Consider the following 18,848-nt stretch of genomic DNA (forward strand, 5'->3'; position numbering starts at 1 on the left):
CCCCAGCGCACCCATTCTGCCCCCATCAGCGACACCGTGGCGGAAAGCTGGTTGAGCACAATCTCCTGACCGAGGCCAGTTAGCTCGCGCTCGCGCAACGCCGCCAGGATCTGCAGGCAGAGCAGGTAGGGCGAGGTAAAGTCGGGGTAGGCGCATGCAATACCATAAGGCGGACTGCCTTCGAACCCGGAGATTTCATTCAGCCCGGCAGCAGCCGCGAGGATACCGCCAAAGGTACCGCGCTTTGCCCAGGGGCCCGTGACCCCGCAACCAGGCAGATGCATGACAATGATCCCGGGGTTGATCCTCTTGAGCTCGTCGTAGCCGAGCCCCATACGATCGAGGACACCCGTCCTGAAATTTTCAGTTACCACATCCGCCTGCTCGACCATCTTCCTGATCAGCGCGATAGATTCCTGTTTGGACATATCTAGCGTAAGCGATCGCCTCCCGAGGTTCGCATCATTAAAAACACCGTTTGCACTCAGCATGGCGCCCTCCATTCTCACGATATCCAGGCGCACCGATGATTCAATACGGATGACTTCGGCACCGAAGTTGGCAAGGATTCGTGTCCCCAGGGGGCCCGCAAGTACCCACGAGAAATCCAGTACGCGAATCCCCGCAAGCGGCCTGGCGACATCTACCACTACCCCTGCATTATCTGGCCTGTCGGGCTCTGCACGAACTTCTGCGAAGACCGCCTCGGTATGTTCTCCCAGCACGGGCGCCGCACGAGCTGGAACGTCCGCCGCCATCCCGGCAACCGGACTGCGGACGCTAGTGAGGTCCAGGCCCAGGCCCTCGTGCCTGACTGGTGCAAATTGATCAATTGCCTGAAAGTGCGGATGCGCATAAATATCCTCGAACCCGCAAACGGGCAACCCGATCAGGTCAAACTCCTCAACCAGGGCCATAACCTCTTCCGCGGTTATATTGGCCGCCAGCTGTTTCATGATTCCCGCGCCAGGAATGGCCTCTCCTTCCTCGGCAACGATTCCGCGCTCCGCTGCCACCGCCTGAAGCCTCAACAGCGACTGGGGTAACGCGTGAGCCGCGATGTATTTACCGCCCTTACAGCGATGAATCGGGCCGAAGAACCCTTGCCGCCGGGGGATGTGACCCTCAACCGTATAAATACACGGGTTTAGCGACTGGACCCCCATCATCACAGTCGCCTCCTGCACCGAAATATCAACATGGACGCCCGGTGCACCGCGGCAGACGCCCTGCCAGGACAGCAGCGCACCCGTAGCCGCTGCCAGACCCGCCATCTTGTAAGACGGGTCGGCGTTGCCTTGCATAGGCGGCTCATCAGGCGCCCCACTGATACCGAGTATTCCGCCCGACGCCGCTGCAATAAGATCGTTGCCGGAACGGTTCGACCACGGACCATCCTGGCCAAAGGGCGAAATGGAGACAAAGGTCAGGCCAGGGTTAATTTGCCGAACAGATTCGTAATCGAGATCGTACGCTGCCAGCCGCCCGGGCGCGCCGGATTCAACCAGAATGTCAGCCGTCCGCACCAGGGCTTTCACCTTGGCGAGAGTATCCGCATCATCGAGATCGGCGACAACGGAGCGTTTATTCATATTATGAAAAAGATGGTAATAGCCGCACTCAGCGTCCTGCATGCCGTCGAGGCCGGGGCCGTGACTACGGAGAGACCCACCATCCGGCGGTTCGATACGTACAACGTCGGCACCGAGATCTGCCAGCAGACGTGTCGAAAAGACGCCTGAGGCGTCGGTGAGGTCAAGAACACGCACGCCCGCGAGGGCAGATGCGTTGGAAGCACTCATACAATTATCCTTTGGCAACCAAACTTTGGCGACCGCTGAATAGTGAATATCGCAGCACAGCTGAATTCATAGGCCGCTCTATTTTCAATATGGGCGCAGCCTAGCGCAACAAATTAGACTTTTCAAGCAAACGTTTGCAGCTCTGGAGGCCGCGCCTGCCCTGCATTGTGATTAGTGGCATTCCCATTCGCGGAACGGGCTGATGGCTGTTATACTACCTCTTTCTAACTAATGGATGGCCTCGTTGCACTCGTCAATTACCCCGAAACATCGCGCCACCATCCGCGAAGTCGCAGAGATCGCAGGCGTGTCAATCTCAACCGTGTCGCGAGCGCTGACAGGCCATCGGGGCGTTGGTGATCAAACCAGATCCAGAGTGGTCGAGATTGCCAAAAAAGTCGGATACCAGCCCAGCGGGGCAGCTCGCTCTCTCCGCACCTCCCGTTCGCTGACAATTGCCATGCTGGCACCAGATCTCGAGAACCCGGGCAACCAGACCGAAGTCCGCACTGCGATCAGTGTTGCTGCCGCGCGGGGATACTCGCTCATGGTCTTCGACTACAGCGCCGGGTCTACCGGCGGATTCTCGGTGATCAATCGAATTCGCGAGAGTGATGTAGACGGGGTCCTCCTGGGCGCAGCGCGATTGAAAGTCACTCGAGAACTACTGGATCTCCTCGAGTCAGGGATTCCTGTGGAATCTGTGGGTGAGTCGACGACCCCCCATGTCGAAGGAACGTTTATTGTAGATAACGCCACGTGGTTTCATTACGACAAGGCGGCATGCACTCATGCGGCAAGACGCCTGTTCAGCATGGGACACCGGCAGGTCGCCTACATCGACTGGCGGGATCAATCCCTGCTCGGCCGCACACGTTTCCAGGCATTCCAGGAGTGCGCTATCGCGCATGGGCTCCCAGAGAGCTCCGTAACCTTGCTAAAGGCTGCAAAGAAAGAAGAGGCGGTCGGGCTGGTGCAGCATGCTCTCGCAAATTCGCCCACGCCAACTGCAATCATATCCGGCAACGGTGTCATGACACCCTACACCCTGGAGGGAATTCATTCCGCCCACGCCAGGATTCCAGATGACCTTTCGTTCATCGCGTTCGGTGACTCGCCGTGGCACCGAGCCTTTCAACCGTCATTATCCGTCATTCGACGCAACATTGAAGGCGAGGCCGCAGGAATGGTCGAGCGCCTGATTGCGCGAATCGAAGGCCGTGAGGTGCCCGAGCCTGATATCCAGCCAACAGAATTCATTGATCGCGCGTCAATAGCGCCACCGCCACAAACTGAGCCAGATTGACGCAGGCAATGACGACACCGTTGGTACAGAAGGCCGCGATTAGTGCATACGTTGCAAAACCGGTAGCGTGAAAGCCGTAGATTAATAACCACACAGTTGCTGACCTTCACTCAGGGACATCACCCACCGCCGGCATGGAAACTCAAACCCTTACCGCAACCTCCTGCTCTGCTCTATCATCGGATTTGATGAAATAGAGCATCGGCGCCGTGACCAGCAATATGACCAGAAATATCTGGAAAGCGAGGACGTAGCTACCCAATTCGTCATAGACAAACCCGGCAATAGGCGATGCAAGCAATACAATCGGAAGCGATAGAGGCTGCATCAAGCCGTAAGCGGAACCATATGATTGACTGCCAAATGCAGACGCCAACGCCATATTCCGAAGAGGCGCCATTCCACTCAAACCGAAGCCATAAATTACAGCCGCTATCAGGAAGGCCGATTTTTCATGCGCAAGTGAGAACAGAATTATGCCAATCATCTGACAGACCAGGGAGATCAATATGCTCATCCTGGGTCCGAGAAGATCAGCCAACCATCCGAGCAAAGGCTTACCGGATGCAATCAGGGCTGCCATTACCGAAAGGACGATAGAAGCTTCGTAGGCACCCATACCTGAATCCTCCAAATGACCGTAAAGATGCAGGCCGAGCCCCTGAAAAACACAAACCATGCCGCTAAAAAGGATAACGATGCCCCAGAAAGACGGACTCCGAAGCAGCTCCCGGGTACTCCAGAATTTTTCATCCTCGCCAACCGGGGAGGCTACACCGGCCGAGGGACTCGGGGCGCAAATACCGTCGGTTGTGTCGCCGGTTTCACTGGGGTCCTTGATGAATAAAAGTATGATTGGAACAAGGATGATAACCACCACCACCCCGAGAATAACGTAGCCACCCCGCCACCCGAAGTTCAGAAGCAGCCATGCCGCAATTGGCGGAATAAAAATCCCGGCCACTGAAGCGCCAGCCACATCAAGTGACAATGCCAGTCCCCGACGTCGCTTAAACCATCGCACAACTACTTTTGACGTGGAAAAGCTGCTGATCGAGGCCCAGCCAACGCTCAAAATTAGCCCGAAGACTGCATATATTACAAGTATGCTGGGCGCGAGGGACGCAAGAAAGTACCCCACGGATACCAGGACGGTTCCCATCAGCAAAATACGTCTGGCGGACCAAAGGTCCAGTGCCCGCCCTATAAACGGCGCGGACAGAGCGCCACCGGCATGTGCAATCGTGAATGCCAGCGCGACGGCAAATCTGCTCCCACCGAATTCATCAGACATTGCCGGCAGGAACACCCCTCTACTGTAAAAAAGGCTCCCTGAAACCATGGAGATCACAAAACAGGCACCGAGTACGACCCACCCGTAAAAAATCCTCGCCCGAATACGCTCGCTCACGTTTCCCATACCCCTGACGGACGATTGCAACCAACAAAGATATCGCGTTGATTACTCCTCCACGCTGCGCCGACAGTGTCCAACAGTCGCCCGACGGCCAGGGACCTATGTTGCATACTGTGCTCCCAGCTAAGCCATGTGTTCACGATCATTGCCAATCCTTTATCAACATACGCACTAACCCTTTTTGCCGCCAATTTGCCTGGCAAAACCTCTTTGAGACAATCGTATTGCAAAACTATTGCGACATCAAGGAATCGTTTGCGTTACGATTGTCGCCATTGCCCGGGTATTAGATTTACAATGCACTTACCAAGCTGAAGGCTCACGATACCCGAAAATATGCGAAAACTATCACGCACAATCTCGCGTGTTATGGTCCAAGAACTTCTGCCAATCGGCACTGCGCAAAGGCCCAAAGACTAAAATGGCTAACGTCTTAGGCAGTTTCTCCAGCGGCGCGTTGAGAAACGATAATCGGCTTGAGGGATTTGACCAATAATGAGCAAACGTTTTCTTGAAATTGCGAATTTGTTGCGCTAATCTCGATTTAAATGTGAGCCCATGGCCCAGCATTCCTGCAAAACTGGAGATTTTACTTTATGAAGACCCGACTCACCGAACTGCTCGGCATAGAAGCTCCGATAATCTGTGGTGGAATGATGCGCGTTGGCACCGCCGAACTGGCGGCCGCGGCCTCTAACGCAGGCGCACTTGGCGTGATGACAGCACTTACGCTGCCCACCAGTGAAAGGCTGAGGGCTGAAATCGAAAAGTGCCAGTCGCTAACCAACAAACCTTTCGCAGTCAACCTGACTATGGGCGTGGCGGTTACCCAAATCAACTACGACGACTATGTACAAACGATAATTGACAGCGGAGTGAAAATCGTAGAGACCGCTGGCCGCAGTCCGGAGCCATTCATGGAGCGCTTCAAGGCCAATGGTATCAAGGTGATCCATAAGTGTGTAGCGGTACGACACGCACTGACAGCCGAGCGCATCGGCGTCGACGTAGTGAGCATAGACGGTTTCGAGTGTGCCGGGCATCCAGGTGAGAGTGATGTCGGAGGACTTGTGCTATTTCCTGCAGCGACCAGCGCACTGAAAATACCGGTTGTCGCCTCCGGCGGTATAGCGGATGCGCGCGGCCTCGTGGCCGCCCTGGCCCTGGGCTGTGAGGGTATCAATATGGGTACCCGTTTCGTGGTGACAAAGGAGTCCCAGGTTCACCAGAACATCAAGCAGAAGGTTGTCGAGATGGATGAGACCCAGACGCGGCTAATCTTTCGTAGCTACCGTAATACGTCTCGCGTCTATCGCAATAGTGTGGCCGACCAGGTCGCCGAACTGGAGGCGCAGGGTGCGGATTTCAGCCAGGTGCATCATCTGGTATCCGGGAAAAACCAGGAAGTTGCGTGGACCACCGGCGATGTAGAAGCGGGAATGATAACCATAGGTATGTGCGGCGGCCTCATCAACGACATCCCGAGCTGCCGGGAACTGGTACAGAATATCGTGACCGAGGCAAAGCAAATAATAAACGAGCGTCTTAGGACAATTATTGCCACCTCGCCAGCAGGAGATGTAAACGCAGCGTGACTAGCGGACCATGACTTCGTGTTGATCATGAGTAGCCTGCACATGCTGTACTTTCGAACGGTCACTAGCCCGATCATCAAATTCTTTGAATAATAATATACGGGGTGAACAACAATGTCGGATAACTTCGATCGGCAACAAACACGTGAGCCCGATGCACCAGATAGCAGCCGTCTTATTGCACTGTATGAAAGCTCCTGCAGGCACAATGCCAGTCTGCCGGTTTATTCATGCCTGGGCCAGATTATGACCTTTGCAGAACTCGATCGCCTGAGTCGAGATTTTGCAGCTTTTCTGGTGACTCGGCTCAACTTGCAAAAGGGCGACCGAATTGCGGTTCAGTTACCAAACCTCATTCAGTATCCTGTTGTCGCGTGGGCCGCGCTACGTGCCGGCTTGATTATTGTTAACACAAACCCAATGTATACCGCGCGGGAGTTACTTCAACAGTTAACAGATTCCGGCGCCCGCGTACTGGTGATGTTGGCGCGCAATCAGTCTGTTATGGAAACAATAATTTCACAATGCGCTGTAGAGCATGTCATAACAACGCATCAGGAAGATATGATCACCCCGCAGCCTCGCATCAATTGCGAGCTGGTAAATACCACAGCGTTACCAGAAGCTCTTCGCCAAGGTGCGGCCTTGCCGTTTTCCACGGCCTCATTGCTAATGGAAGACCTGGCTTTGCTGCAATACACCGGTGGCACAACCGGGGCTTCAAAAGGCAGTATGCTGACACACGGAAACCTGTTTGCAAGCATGTGTCAATTTAACACGGCATATCCTCCCTCTGAAGAGAGACAAGACGTAGTGCTTAATCCCATGCCGATTTACCACATCTATGGCTTCGTCACCAGCGTTGTCATGGCCACGGCTATGGGTACGCTGTCGGTATTAATACCCGATCCACGCGACATAGACAGATTTATTCAGATCATGTGCGAACGTCCGTTTACGGCTATTGCGGGGATCAATACGATATATGCCGGCTTGATGATGCATCCGGATTTCGACCGAATTAATTTTGATAACCTACGGTATGCCATTGCCGGTGGAGCCGCACTAATGACGTCAGTCGCTGAAGAATGGTACCAGCGTACCGGGTGTCATATTTACGAGGGTTACGCGCTTTCAGAGACTACCTCTGCAGCCTGCATCAATACCATAGGAGCCAGGCAAACAGGTACTGTAGGCAAACCGGTCATAAATACTGAACTGAAATGCGTAGACCTCGATGGTCATGACGTGAAGCCTGAAGGGGAAGGAGAGCTTCTAATCAGAGGCCCACAAGTCATGCAGGGTTATTGGCGGGCCCCGCAAAACAGTACGCCAGCCATTGATGAAGAGGGCTGGTTTCATACCGGGGATATTGCCGTATTGCAGGCAGATGGCTTTGTTCGGATAGTTGATCGCCTAAAGGATATGATTCTTGTTTCTGGCTTCAATGTATATCCGAATGAAATCGAGGAGGTAGTGAGCCGTCACCCGGACGTAATCGAATGTGCTGTAGTGGGTATACCTGATGAGAAAACCGGTGAGGCTGTCAAACTATTCGTGACTACAACTAGCAATGTATTCAGTGAAGACGAAATAAGAGCTTTTTGTAGGGAGTCGCTCACCGCCTATAAAGTGCCCAAGCATGTAGTAGTTGTGGAGGACTTACCAAAGTCTACGGTAGGTAAGATTCTGCGGCGTTCACTGAGGACAGAAAATACGTCCGCGTGAGCTGTCTGTATGTAGCTTCGGGGTAGTACACACGCTTAGCGCAATCTCGCGGAATTCACTCGACGGCAAATTCTACAAGCTCGAATACCTGGCCACTCAGCATATCTTCTTAAAATGGAGTAAGGGATCATGACTATAGACACATTCAGCAGCCTCAGCGCAGGCTCTGCCACACGGGTGGGGACGATTTTAATGACCGTCTCTCTATTCCTGTGCCTGCCCGTTCTAGCGCAGACGCCAATGGGCCTGGATCCGACGCAAGTCGGATCAGATGAAACCTCCGCGCAGCGCATTACTGATGAAATTTGGCAAGCAACCGGTTTTGGCAACACCTTTATGGTCGTCACCACAGACGGGAATGTCGTTATTGATACCTCGGGGAGTGTTTCCGCACCCAAGCACAAACAGCTGTTGCAGGAAGTGAGCGATGCTCCGGTCCGCTACATAATATTAACTCATGCCCATGGCGACCATAGAGGTGGCATACCATTCTGGCGCGAAGAAGGCACTGAGATTATCGCGCATGCGGAGCATGAGGAGTTCGTACACTATACGCAGCGTCTGAAGGGTATGTTTGCCACCCGTAACCGCGCTCAATTCCCAGACTATCTGCGTCCTGTAACTGCGGCGACAGAAACTGTTGCAGCTACTGCACAGATGAATCCCGGCAACTATGCGGCGACGATCCTGCCGACCATCCTGTTTGACCGAAAGTACGATTTCGAGCTCGGGGGCCTGACGTTCCAGGTCATACATACACCCGGAGAAACCCCCGACCAACTCTCGGTCTGGATACCAGAATTGAAAGCTCTGTTCGTTGGCGACAACTTCTACGGCTCGTTTCCGAATATCTATACCCTTCGCGGTACCAAACCACGATGGGCACTGGACTATGTCAATGCGCTGAACACAATGCTGGAACTGGAACCGGAAATATTGATTCCTAGCCACGGTGATGCCATCCACGGCAATGCCACTATCACGCAGGTGGTCAGTAAGTCTCGTGATGCAATCCTGTACGTACATGATGAGACTGTTGCCGGTATGAACCAGGGTAAGGATGTACATACCCTGATGCAGGAAATTACCCTGCCTCCCGAACTGAATGTTGGTGAAGAATACGGCGCAATATCTTGGTCCGTGCGAGGCATTTATGAAGGTTATATGGGCTGGTTTGACGGTAACCCGGCAAATATGTACTCGACACCGGTAGGTGCCGTGTATCCAGACCTCGTGGCGCTGGGTGGCGGGGCTGACAAGATGGCTGGACTGTCGCAGAACTACCTCAGTGGAGGCGATGCGGTTCGTGCGATTCATATAGCGGATATCGCACTGAAGGCGGAGCCCGACAACATAGCGGCCTTGCAGGCGAGGCTGGCGGCGCTGGAAAAGCTATTGGCTGACTCGCGTAACTCCAATGAAGCCGGCTGGCTGCGCTCTGGTATAAGTGAGGCTCGTGCACGTCTCGGACAGCCATGATAGTGATTGGATGTCCTCCGGTTATGGCTGCTTGTTCACCTCAGTAGCCGTAAATCATCGCGCGGGACTTCGCTCGTATTTTGACAACGGCCGAGATGACAGGAAAGCCCGCCTGACCCTGCGGGAGATTTGCGGGGCTTGCTCTGATCCGTTGTGCTCTGTGCGGGAAAATGCGCTGTGGGTGTTCGAATTTAAGTCAATAAAATCAGTAAGTTAAAAATATCCAGCCAAATTCATAATGCTGGGGTCGGTGGTTCAAGTCCACCCGTAGCTACCACTTCTCTCTTTTCCCGGTCTTTCCTTCGGGGGGTCAGGTCTCGCATTGTAGCATCCGCCGGCTCGGCTCTTCGGCTCTTCCCCATGGCTCTTCCCCATTAAGGGGGGATGCACCGATATTCACTAAACCCGGTTAATGATGAAGAGCCGATAAGTGCACCGCTAGCTAGAGGGTTGTCAACACTAAGAGAGCGCCCAGGGACACGACGAAAAACAGCGGAAGGCCCAGCAGAGCACGGTCCACGCTACCCGGCATCAAGCTCCAGCCTGACTCATGGGTGGGAAGCCCACGTTCGGCAAACATGCGCCGGCGCCCAGGCACCGAGTAGGGGTGCCATTCATGTCGCCTGCCTTCCAGGGCCAGGCTGGCAAGCCAGCCAACAATGAGACTCACAAGTCCCCCAATGACCGCGTACCAGGGCCACGCCACCTGTGTGTAGCTGGCCACCCACCAGAGCACCGTAAAACTGGCCGCGACACCGACCAAGATACCCCTTTCGTTGGCGTTGCGGGAAAAAAATCCGAGCCCGTAACAGCTCAGCTTCGCTCCGACGAAGAAGGAGCCAATTTTACTCAACAGTTCTAGGACCGATCCGCCCCAACCGAGTACCGTGAAGGCCGGCACCAATACCGCCATACCCCAGAAGACGGTGAATAGACGGGTCACCACCAATGCCTTCTCTGGGCTACACGGCTTTTTGCTGAAGCGCTGGTAGAAGTCGAGCGTCGATACTGTGGCCATCGAGTTGAGGCTAGAATCTAGACTGGACATGGCCGATGCCAGAACCGCAGCGGCAATGAGACCCAACAATCCCGGTACAGCCAGTTCATCGATGTAGGTGAGGATTATGGTATTTTTGTTGTCAAAAGCTTGCCCCGCGTAGTGATCCCCAAGCAGTATGCCGATAGCAAACATCAGCAGGAAAACAAAGAATGCGGCATATCCCATAAACGCGAAGGCTTTTTTCGCATCGCCAATGGTTTTGGCTGCCAATGTCCGCTGGACCATCATCTGGTTAACGCCGTATACCACAACATGGTAAATAGACATCGCCACAATACCCGTCCAGAGTGTCGCCGTCACTTCCGGGTCTAGCGACGTTTTCATGATATCGAGCGTGCCGGCAGACTGGAGGTCGCCGTACAAGCTTCCCATGTTCCCTTCAAAACCCAGTAGCAGGAAGAACAGTACCGACAAAGCACCCAGCAGTAATACGAAGCTCTGGACAACATCAGTCCAGACGACTGCATTCAAACCGCCCAGCAATGTGTAGCTCAAGGCAAACAAAGCCACCAGAAGAATCGCTACAGGTACGGAAATCGGAGCGATATAGCTTAGTAGTAGCGAGGTGGTATAGAGCATGATTCCCGAGTAGATCAAGTTTCCGAACAGGAAAACGGACGCCATCAACAGTCTCGTCTGACCACCAAAACGCTTTTCCAGGTAGTCATAGATGGAGGCGGAACCGGAATCGTAAAAGAACGGAATAAACACGACGCAAACGAAAAATATAGCGATCGGGTAATTAATATGGATCAGCAGAATCGCCAGTCCTTCATCATACGCCCACGCCGGGGCACCGAGAAAAGTCATCGCTCCGACGTAGGTCGCCAGAACGGAAAGTCCCAGAGCCCACCACGGAATAGAGCGGTCCCCCAGGAAGTAATCCTCCGCGGTGTGAATACGGCCGCTGAACTTCACTCCAATTGCGAGGGTGACAAAGACATAACCAACCAAAATTACCCAATCAATTCCTGCCAGCTGTGCCATTTGTCACCCTTTTTTTTACGGTTTTAATTGGACTGAGATAGCGCTCTCATACTCTTAAGTCGGCCTAGGACATCCAGACCCTGCATATGAAGAAAGTGCAGCAGATCGATAAACACCCAATTCTCCGCAAGCTTGTCGCCGTCTCTCCGATAAAGATCAACCACGCGCATCTCTGTCGGGATGTCCGAGCCTGTCAGACCCAGGAAGCCCCCGCTCGTCTTCATGGACAGATTCGCCCAGCCAAACCACCCGCCAAAACTGCCCTCTGCAAACCGCGCCATGTGCCCGTTGAACGTGATATCTTTCAGTCCATCGTTGAACGGCCCCTGGTGCTGCACTTCGTAGCGTGGGATGGTGTAGGTTGCGCCAATGCCTGTCGGGCCGAACCAGATCATGTCTTCGTGCCATGTGTTACGTAACTCATCGTCCGTAGAGTGCATATCTGATCCTGTAAGCTCATCGCACATACGATTGATGAGTTTCAGGGTCTTCGCAGTCTGCTTGGGATCCTGAGTACCGTACAGTAGTCCATCATGGGTGCGCGGACCGGGCTGAATGATAAAGGCGCCCGTTTGCTCTGGAAGCGGTTGCAAGCCAGCCTGTTTCATGACGCTGATCAGGTCGCAGAAAAATGCGGTTTCGCAGATCTTCCCATTCTCGACGCGATTAAACTCCACATATGGGAGGAAGATCATCTTCCGCGTGGGCGGAATACCCAGCCACTCCTCGTCGAAAAGACCCATCAGGTGACCCATCTCGGCAACCCACTGAGTGCTTTCGTTGTCTATCTGGTTTTTACCCGCGAAAAAGATGTCTGCTCGACGCTGTATTGGGGCGATGGACCTACGCAACGGCTCCCAGAAGACATCGGCGACATCCATTACACCCCACTGCTCATAGAAGGGGTGCATGCCATACCAGTGGTAGTCCTCGGTGGTATATTGACTCATTGCTGTGGCAATTTCTCCCGCATCAGCGCGATCGAGTGCATTGTGGAAATTTCTCACAATATCTTTAATACTCTGCATGTTCTCCATGTAATTACGCCTCCTTGCTACGCGCTGCCGCTATCTGTATTTGCAAATCGAGCTCGTTGAACAACGTCCACTCCTGAACAATCTTTTCCTCAATCACCTTGTACTGGCTCAACCCCCACAACTGTACGGGATTGCCGGTGGCGGGACCAAACGCACCAGAACCGGCATGTTCCGCGTCCATGCTCCACCGAACCGAGACCAGATAACCATCTTGCCCGTTGCCCATCCAGTACACTTCGTCGACGCTGAAGTTATCAACCGTAAAGCAATCCATAATGCTGCGATGGGCATTCCGGTACCCATCCAAGCCTTCGGCTGTCCGGTTGGTGGCACCGGCAAAGGAAATCTCAGACGAAAAGAAGCGCGTCATTTCCTTATAGTTCTGGGCGCTCCAGACCATTTCACAGGCATCGCGGCTAAAGCGATCAATATCGAATCCATCCAGTGACTCGCTGACGGAGATGGGCATTCCTGGGTTCGTCGCGTTTCGCAGTTGGTGCCAGGTAGCATCGTCGCGGGGCCAGCCGGCCGGGGGAACGGCCACCATGTTCTGAACGACCTCATGGAGGTCAACACCAAGTTGTTCCACCAGGGCGCTGTTGTTGTACAACACATGTTCAAGGAAGATCTTATTGTCACGAACGACGCAATTCGCGATTACCAGCACATCAACGGTCTTGCCTGTCGCGGGACCATACTTGCTGTCACCGTCGTTAGTACCTCGAATGATGGTGCGGTGTGAAGTGTGGTAGCCGTTTTCGTCGTCTCCAGCCCAGATTATTTCGTCAGCGATGAGCTTGATATTGGTGAACGCCCCGAGGGTGTGATGAGTGTCAGAAATGATCTTCTCGCAGCCGCATTGCAGGCCATAATCGTCAAAAACCATGCAATCAGCGGAGTAAGTGTCCCCAATGTATTCGACATCCCGATCCTCCCATATCCGGTAAGTAATCCGGACGATATAGTCAATGATGTTATGGTAAGCCTCCTCAAACCCGCCCATCGGCTGCAACACACCAAAATCAGTCGGAATACACTTTTCGTCTTCCCGAAACCCCCCGCCCGTACCATCACGGTTGATATAACGATCGAGCGAGATTGCATAGTCCGGCGGCATGTCAGATCGCTTCAGTGGTCTTGCTCTCTTTGCGGCATCAAAATCAGTCATCAATCACTCCCCCTTTGTGGCTAACAAAAAAATATACAGGCGCACATAGATATTCGTTCGCGTCTTCCTTATGATCAACACGTTACCGTTACTCTTGTATAAATCGGCTGTTCACTGGTAAGAATCTCAATGAATCTACGCGATCTGGTAGCCAACTCGCTTCGCACGGAACTGACCTGGTGCGAAGCTCATAGGGCTGCTCCCTTTCAGAGCGGCTGGCGGCTCGACCCCTTTTTGGTTCTGATTATACCGCTTGATACGGCGTACACACTCAAGGTCGAGCCTTCGGGTGAAGCTATCAAGACCTACCGGGCGCAACCTGGGGAACTGCTTATAGCCCCCCCAGGAATTCGCCACGCATTCGAAGCTGACACATGTACGATTCGGGGCATTAACGTTAAATATTCGGTGTTTGGCGGCATCGATCTGATCAGTTTCTATACTCTTCCCAACCTGCTAACGGGCGAGATCGCCACACAGGCACGCGAAGTGATCGAGTCACTGGTGGGGATCTCGGGACGGCGATCTACTCTGTATCCGGTGCCGCAGAGCAATCAAGAGATGGAGCTTGATCTCTCGAGTATCGTTGCCGAACGCTGCCTGCTGCTACAACTACTCAAGTTGATACTCGCCTACTCTCGGCCCAATCCCCGGGGCGGCACTCGGCTTTCCGATCTGTCCAGGGTCCAGCCGGCGCTGGGAATCATACACGATCGATTACTGGACGAAGTCCCGGTCGATTTCCTGAGTAATGCATGCGGCCTGTCTGAACGCCGCTTTAGAACAGTGTTTAAGCAGGCCGTCGGCCGGGCACCGCACCAGTACCGGCTGGGCAAGCGCATTGAACTCGCTATGAAGATGCTGATGACGCCAGAGCTATCGGTGACGGAAATAGCGAACCAGCTTCGATTTCACGATCTGTCGCATTTCACCAAGACGTTTAAACGGGAATGCGGCTTAAGCCCACAATTCTATCGCATGGACCTCAAGCGGAAAATCGGCCGGTAGGCAATACTGGTCGGTATTCAATTGGACGAAGTGTGCCCCCGACACCGCGGATTCGCGAGCTTGAAGAAAGAGCGCATGCGGTGCCGGCACAACCAGATCCGTGCTGAGACACAAATGAAAGAGTGTTCTGAATTCACAACTCTTCCCGTTTCGTAATGAAAACAAGTGTTGAAATTCAATTTTCGACTCATCATAGAATAAGTCGTCTTAAATCAGTAAGGACGCTAATCAGATACACATTAAAATGTGCGGCAGCAACGCCATCAATAACGCGGTGATCCCAGCTTAGACTCATGGGCAGTATTAAACGGGGTTCGGCGGCCTGCCCGTTCCAGATCATCTGGTATCGCGCTTTCGACACACCCAATATCGCCACTTCCGGCGCATTGATGATTGGGGTGAAGTATGTGCCGCCGATACCGCCAAGTGATGAAATAGAGAAGCAGCCGCCGCTCATCTGCTCTACCGTCAGCTTGCCCTCCCGTGCCCTGGCGGCCAGTAAAGCAACTTCATCGGCAATGTCCAAAACACTTTTCTGGTCGGCATTCCTGATTACAGGAACCACCAGGCCGCGCGACGTATCCGCTGCAAAGCCGATGTGATAATAGCCCTTAACCACCAACTCATCCCCGTCGAGGCTGGCGTTGAACTCCGGGAATTTCTTTAAAGTCGCGACACAGGCCTTGATCAATAAGGCCAACAAGGTCACTTTCACACCCGTTCCGGCATGTTCCGTATTCATCTGCACCCGAAATGATTCAAGGTCGGTAATGTCGGCGTCTTCATGATTGGTTACGTGAGGTATGGCAACCCAGTTTCTATGGAGGTTGGCCCCACTGACCTTGCGAAGTCTCGACAGCTCACGCCGCTCTACTGGGCCAAACTTTTGGAAATCGACTTTTGGCCACGCTAACAGCCCAGGGAAATCATCCCCGGATGTGATCGATTTGAGGCTACCTTTCTTCCGTTTCTCCTCCATTGTTCCGCGCACGTGCGCCATCACATCATCTCGCGTAATACGTCCTCGTTCACCAGTACCTGCAACGTCGGGCAGATGCACACACAGTTCCCTGGCCAGGCGACGTATAGAGGGCGATGAATACGGTGGAATCCTGTCACTTAACGAGGGCGCAGCCTGTGCTAGTGAGCTGTCACTAGAGTCTTGTTCCTCGGCAGCAGGGCTCGGAGCATTATCGGCCAAGGTCGAAAAAGCTATTTCAGAGACAAAATCGGTATCTGTCTTGCTGGAAGTATCCGGGGTAATAGTATTGTTTTTTCCCTGCTGCATTGCGGGCGCCCTTAACTCCAACAATGCAATAATTGCACCTTCGCGAATCTTGTCTCCCTGCGCGACCTTGAGTTGATGCACGCGGCCCGCCACGGTAGAAGGAATCTCCATCGTAGCTTTGTCGGTTTCCACACTGATTAACGCCTGTTCGAGCTCAACCTCATCACCAATGCTCACCAGTAGCTCGATTATTTCCACTTCCGATACGCTGCCGATATCGGGCAGGACTAGTTCATGTAGTTCGGACATCTCAACAATCCCAGGATGCAGTTGCCTGGGGATCAATCCCGTACAGCACGATGGCATCAGCGCACACTTGCGGGTCAATTTCTCCCCGCTGAGCCAGGCTGGACAGTGCCGCTACTACAATATGCTTTCGATCAACCTCAAAAAATCCTCTCAACATTGGCCGCGTATCACTGCGCCCAAAACCATCGGTTCCCAGCACTACAAAAGAAGCTTCAATATAGGAAGCAATCAGTTGCGGTACAGCACGAACATAATCAGTTGCAGCGATAACAGGTACTTCAGGGGTGAAGTGCCGGGCCACATGGCTGACCCGCTGCACGTCCTGCGGGTGCAAACGATTCCAGCGCTCGATAGCTCTCGCCTCACGAGCCAGCTCAGTAAAGCTGGTTGCGCTCCAGATCTCACTGCTAATATTCCAGTCCTCAGCCAACAACTCGGCCGCGGCAATGACCTCCATCAATATGGTGCCAGAACCGACCAGCCTCACAGCTGCCTTCGCTCCACCGGCCGATGTTTGCGCGTAGCGATAGAGTCCTTTGATAATGCCTTCAGCAGCACCGTCAGGTAACGTAGGCTGCGCATAGTTTTCGTTCATCACAGTGACGTAATAGAAAACATCCTTCTGTTCTTCCAGCATCTCCCGCATACCATGATCCACGATGATGGCCAGCTCACCGGCAAAGGCTGGATCATAGGCACGACAGTTGGGAACGGTGGAGGCCAGTAAATGGCTGTGTCCGTCCTGATGTTGTAACCCCTCACCACCGAGTGTGGTTTTACCTGCCGTGGCACCGAGTAAAAATCCACGCGCTCGCTGGTCTGCTGCCGCCCATATCAAGTCCCCGATACGCTGGAACCCGAACATTGAGTAGTAAATATAAAATGGCAGCATGTTCAGGCCGTGCGTTGAGTAGCTGGTTGCCGCGGCAACCCAGGAGCTGATCGCGCCAGCCTCACTGATCCCCTCTTCCAGGATCTGCCCATCCAGTGCTTCGCGATAACTCAGAATTGAGCCGATGTCTTCGGGTTCATAGCGCTGGCCAACACTGGAGTAGATCCCGAATTGCTTGAACAAATTCGCCATACCGAAGGTGCGCGCCTCGTCAGCCACAATAGGTACCACCCGAGGACCCAGCTGCTTGTCTTTCATCAGGCTGGACATCATTCGAACGAAGGCCATAGTGGTCGACATTTCCTTGCCGCCCGCCTCAACAGCAAACTTGCCGTAGCTCTCCAGTTTGGGAATGGATACCGCTGCCGCCGATGTCTGCCGCGATGGCATCGGCCCACCCAGCGCTTCACGTCGTTTATGGAGATAGCGCATCTCCGGACTGTCCGCCGCTGGCCGGCAGAAGCTTAAGGACTCGGTCTCTTCATCCGACAGAGGCAGTTGAAAGTGATCCCTGAAGGCGAGCAAGTCATCGCGAGTCAACTTCTTCTGCTGGTGTGTCGTCATCTTGCCTTGCCCGGCGCTGCCCATCCCATAACCCTTCTTGGTCTGGGCAAGAATAACTGTGGGACGGCCGCTGTGTTGAACGGCCGCATGGTATGCGGCATAGATCTTCACCAGATCGTGACCACCCCGTTTCAGGCGATCTATCTGGTCATCGGTCAAGCCCTCCACCAAACGAGCCAGGCTGTCATTCTGGCCAAAGAAATGCGCACGATTGTAGCTACCGTCCTTCGCCGCGAAAGTCTGCAACTGGCCATCCATCGTCTGGGCAAATGCGCGCACCAATGCACCCTCTCGGTCCCGGGCAAAGAGCCCGTCCCAGTCCGAGCCCCAGACCAGCTTGATGACATTCCAGCCCGCACCACTGAACGAGGCTTCCAGTTCATCGATAATACGAGCATTACCACGCACCGGGCCATCGAGACGCTGCAGATTACAGTTCACCACCCAGACCAGGTTATCGAGCCCCTCTCGCGCGGCAAGCGACAGCGCCGACATGCTTTCAGGCTCATCCATTTCGCCGTCGCCAAATATGCCCCACACCTTGCGGGCAGAAGTATCCTGCAATCCTCGGTGTTGAATGTAGCGCATGAAGCGTGCCTGATAGATGGAGCTGATTGGGCCGATCCCCATGGAACCCGTGGGAAACTGCCAGAAATCGGGCATCAACCAGGGATGTGGGTAGCTCGAAAGTCCCTGGGCACCATTGCGGCTTGCAGAGATCTCCTGCCGGTAGTGCTCCAGATCGCTTTCGGTAAAACGACCGTCCATAAACGCCCGGGCGTAAACACCCGGCGCGGAGTGAGGCTGGTAGAACACCAGGTCACCACCACTCGCATGCCCGGGGCCGCGAAAGAAGTGGTTAAAGCCGACCTCAAACAGGTCCGCCGCGCTCGCGTAACTGGCAACGTGCCCGCCCAGCTCTCCATAGGCCTTGTTGGCACGCACTACCATGGCCAGCGCATTCCAGCGCATGAGAGAGACCAGACGCTCTTCGATCGTAAGGTCCCCCGGGAATGCCGGTTGTTGCTCAACGGGAACAGTATTGACGTAAGGGGTACCGTAGGTAGGCTGCCAGCCAATATCAGGCGCTCGCGCAATCGATGTGACTGCGTCGAGAATCTGCCTGGCGCGATCGGCACCGGCATGGCTCACAAGTGACTGCAGGGCTTCACACCACTCGGCCATCTCCTGTGCATCAGAACCGGCGCCGGCCAACCCGGCGCTGGACATTATTTCAGTGTAGTCAGACATGGAGGCTCCTCTTAGCC

The 18,848-nt window shown here is 54.0% G+C and carries 12 protein-coding genes; 5 read left to right on the plus strand and 7 right to left on the minus strand.

The genetic code is table 11. From position 1 onward, the window contains the following. On the minus strand, nt 1-1,802 hold a 1,802-nt coding region (locus tag CWI75_RS15305; RefSeq protein WP_101522404.1), incomplete at its 3' end, for a CoA transferase. Nucleotides 1,803-2,037: 235 nt separating this feature from the next. On the opposite strand from CWI75_RS15305, the gene CWI75_RS15310 reads away from it, so the two are divergent. Further along, nucleotides 2,038-3,108 carry a LacI family DNA-binding transcriptional regulator gene (locus CWI75_RS15310; RefSeq protein ID WP_101522405.1) on the plus strand — a complete coding sequence of 357 codons (1,071 nt, stop codon included), beginning with the start codon at nt 2,038-2,040 and terminating at the stop codon, nt 3,106-3,108. Between the two features lie 142 nt (nt 3,109-3,250). Here the strand turns inward: CWI75_RS15310 and CWI75_RS15315 are convergent, their stop codons facing one another. Continuing rightward, on the minus strand, nt 3,251-4,519 hold the full coding sequence (locus tag CWI75_RS15315; protein WP_162300108.1) for an MFS transporter: 1,269 nt from the start codon (nt 4,517-4,519) through the stop codon (nt 3,251-3,253). A 602-nt stretch (nt 4,520-5,121) separates the two neighbouring features. Between CWI75_RS15315 and CWI75_RS15320 the strand changes: the two genes are divergently transcribed. The 3 genes from CWI75_RS15320 to CWI75_RS15330 all read left to right on the plus strand — a co-directional run bounded on the left by CWI75_RS15320 (nt 5,122) and on the right by CWI75_RS15330 (nt 9,327). After that, the gene (locus CWI75_RS15320; RefSeq protein WP_101522407.1) at nt 5,122-6,120 is read left to right on the plus strand and encodes an NAD(P)H-dependent flavin oxidoreductase; all 999 of its coding nucleotides are present in this window, start codon (nt 5,122-5,124) and stop codon (nt 6,118-6,120) included. Nucleotides 6,121-6,234: 114 nt separating this feature from the next. Continuing rightward, nucleotides 6,235-7,848, plus strand: a complete 1,614-nt coding sequence (locus tag CWI75_RS15325) for an AMP-binding protein (protein WP_101522408.1) — start codon at nt 6,235-6,237, stop codon at nt 7,846-7,848. A gap of 129 nt (nt 7,849-7,977) precedes the next feature. Then, entirely contained in the window at nt 7,978-9,327 is a 1,350-nt protein-coding gene (locus CWI75_RS15330; RefSeq protein WP_101522409.1) for an MBL fold metallo-hydrolase, read from the plus strand. Nucleotides 9,328-9,769: 442 nt separating this feature from the next. Here CWI75_RS15330 and CWI75_RS15335 read toward each other — a convergent pair whose 3' ends face one another. The 3 genes from CWI75_RS15335 to CWI75_RS15345 are packed head-to-tail and all read right to left on the minus strand — an operon-like array spanning nt 9,770 to nt 13,579. Further along, nucleotides 9,770-11,374, minus strand: coding sequence for a sodium:solute symporter family transporter (locus CWI75_RS15335; protein WP_101522410.1), 1,605 nt, complete (start codon nt 11,372-11,374; stop codon nt 9,770-9,772). 23 nt (nt 11,375-11,397) lie between these two features. Continuing rightward, nucleotides 11,398-12,411: a nuclear transport factor 2 family protein gene (locus CWI75_RS15340; protein ID WP_101522411.1), complete on the minus strand. Its 1,014-nt coding sequence runs from the start codon at nt 12,409-12,411 to the stop codon at nt 11,398-11,400. Nucleotides 12,412-12,415: 4 nt separating this feature from the next. Continuing rightward, entirely contained in the window at nt 12,416-13,579 is a 1,164-nt protein-coding gene (locus CWI75_RS15345) for a nuclear transport factor 2 family protein (protein ID WP_101522412.1), read from the minus strand. A gap of 129 nt (nt 13,580-13,708) precedes the next feature. Here CWI75_RS15345 and CWI75_RS15350 point away from each other — a divergent pair, with 129 nt between their 5' ends. Next, entirely contained in the window at nt 13,709-14,587 is an 879-nt protein-coding gene (locus CWI75_RS15350; protein ID WP_101522413.1) for an AraC family transcriptional regulator, read from the plus strand. 190 nt (nt 14,588-14,777) lie between these two features. Here CWI75_RS15350 and CWI75_RS15355 read toward each other — a convergent pair whose 3' ends face one another. Together CWI75_RS15355 and mdeB are read right to left on the minus strand one after the other, a co-directional pair. Beyond that, nucleotides 14,778-16,124, minus strand: coding sequence for a 2-oxo acid dehydrogenase subunit E2 (locus tag CWI75_RS15355; RefSeq protein WP_101522414.1), 1,347 nt, complete (start codon nt 16,122-16,124; stop codon nt 14,778-14,780). A 1-nt stretch (nt 16,125) separates the two neighbouring features. Then, nucleotides 16,126-18,831 (minus strand): alpha-ketoglutarate dehydrogenase, encoded by a 2,706-nt coding sequence (gene mdeB, locus CWI75_RS15360; protein ID WP_241521257.1) that lies wholly within the window; start codon nt 18,829-18,831, stop codon nt 16,126-16,128. Nucleotides 18,832-18,848: the final 17 nt, after the last annotated feature.

It is taken from the genome of Kineobactrum sediminis (genome assembly GCF_002868715.1).
GTDB lineage: Bacteria > Pseudomonadota > Gammaproteobacteria > Pseudomonadales > Halieaceae > Kineobactrum > Kineobactrum sediminis.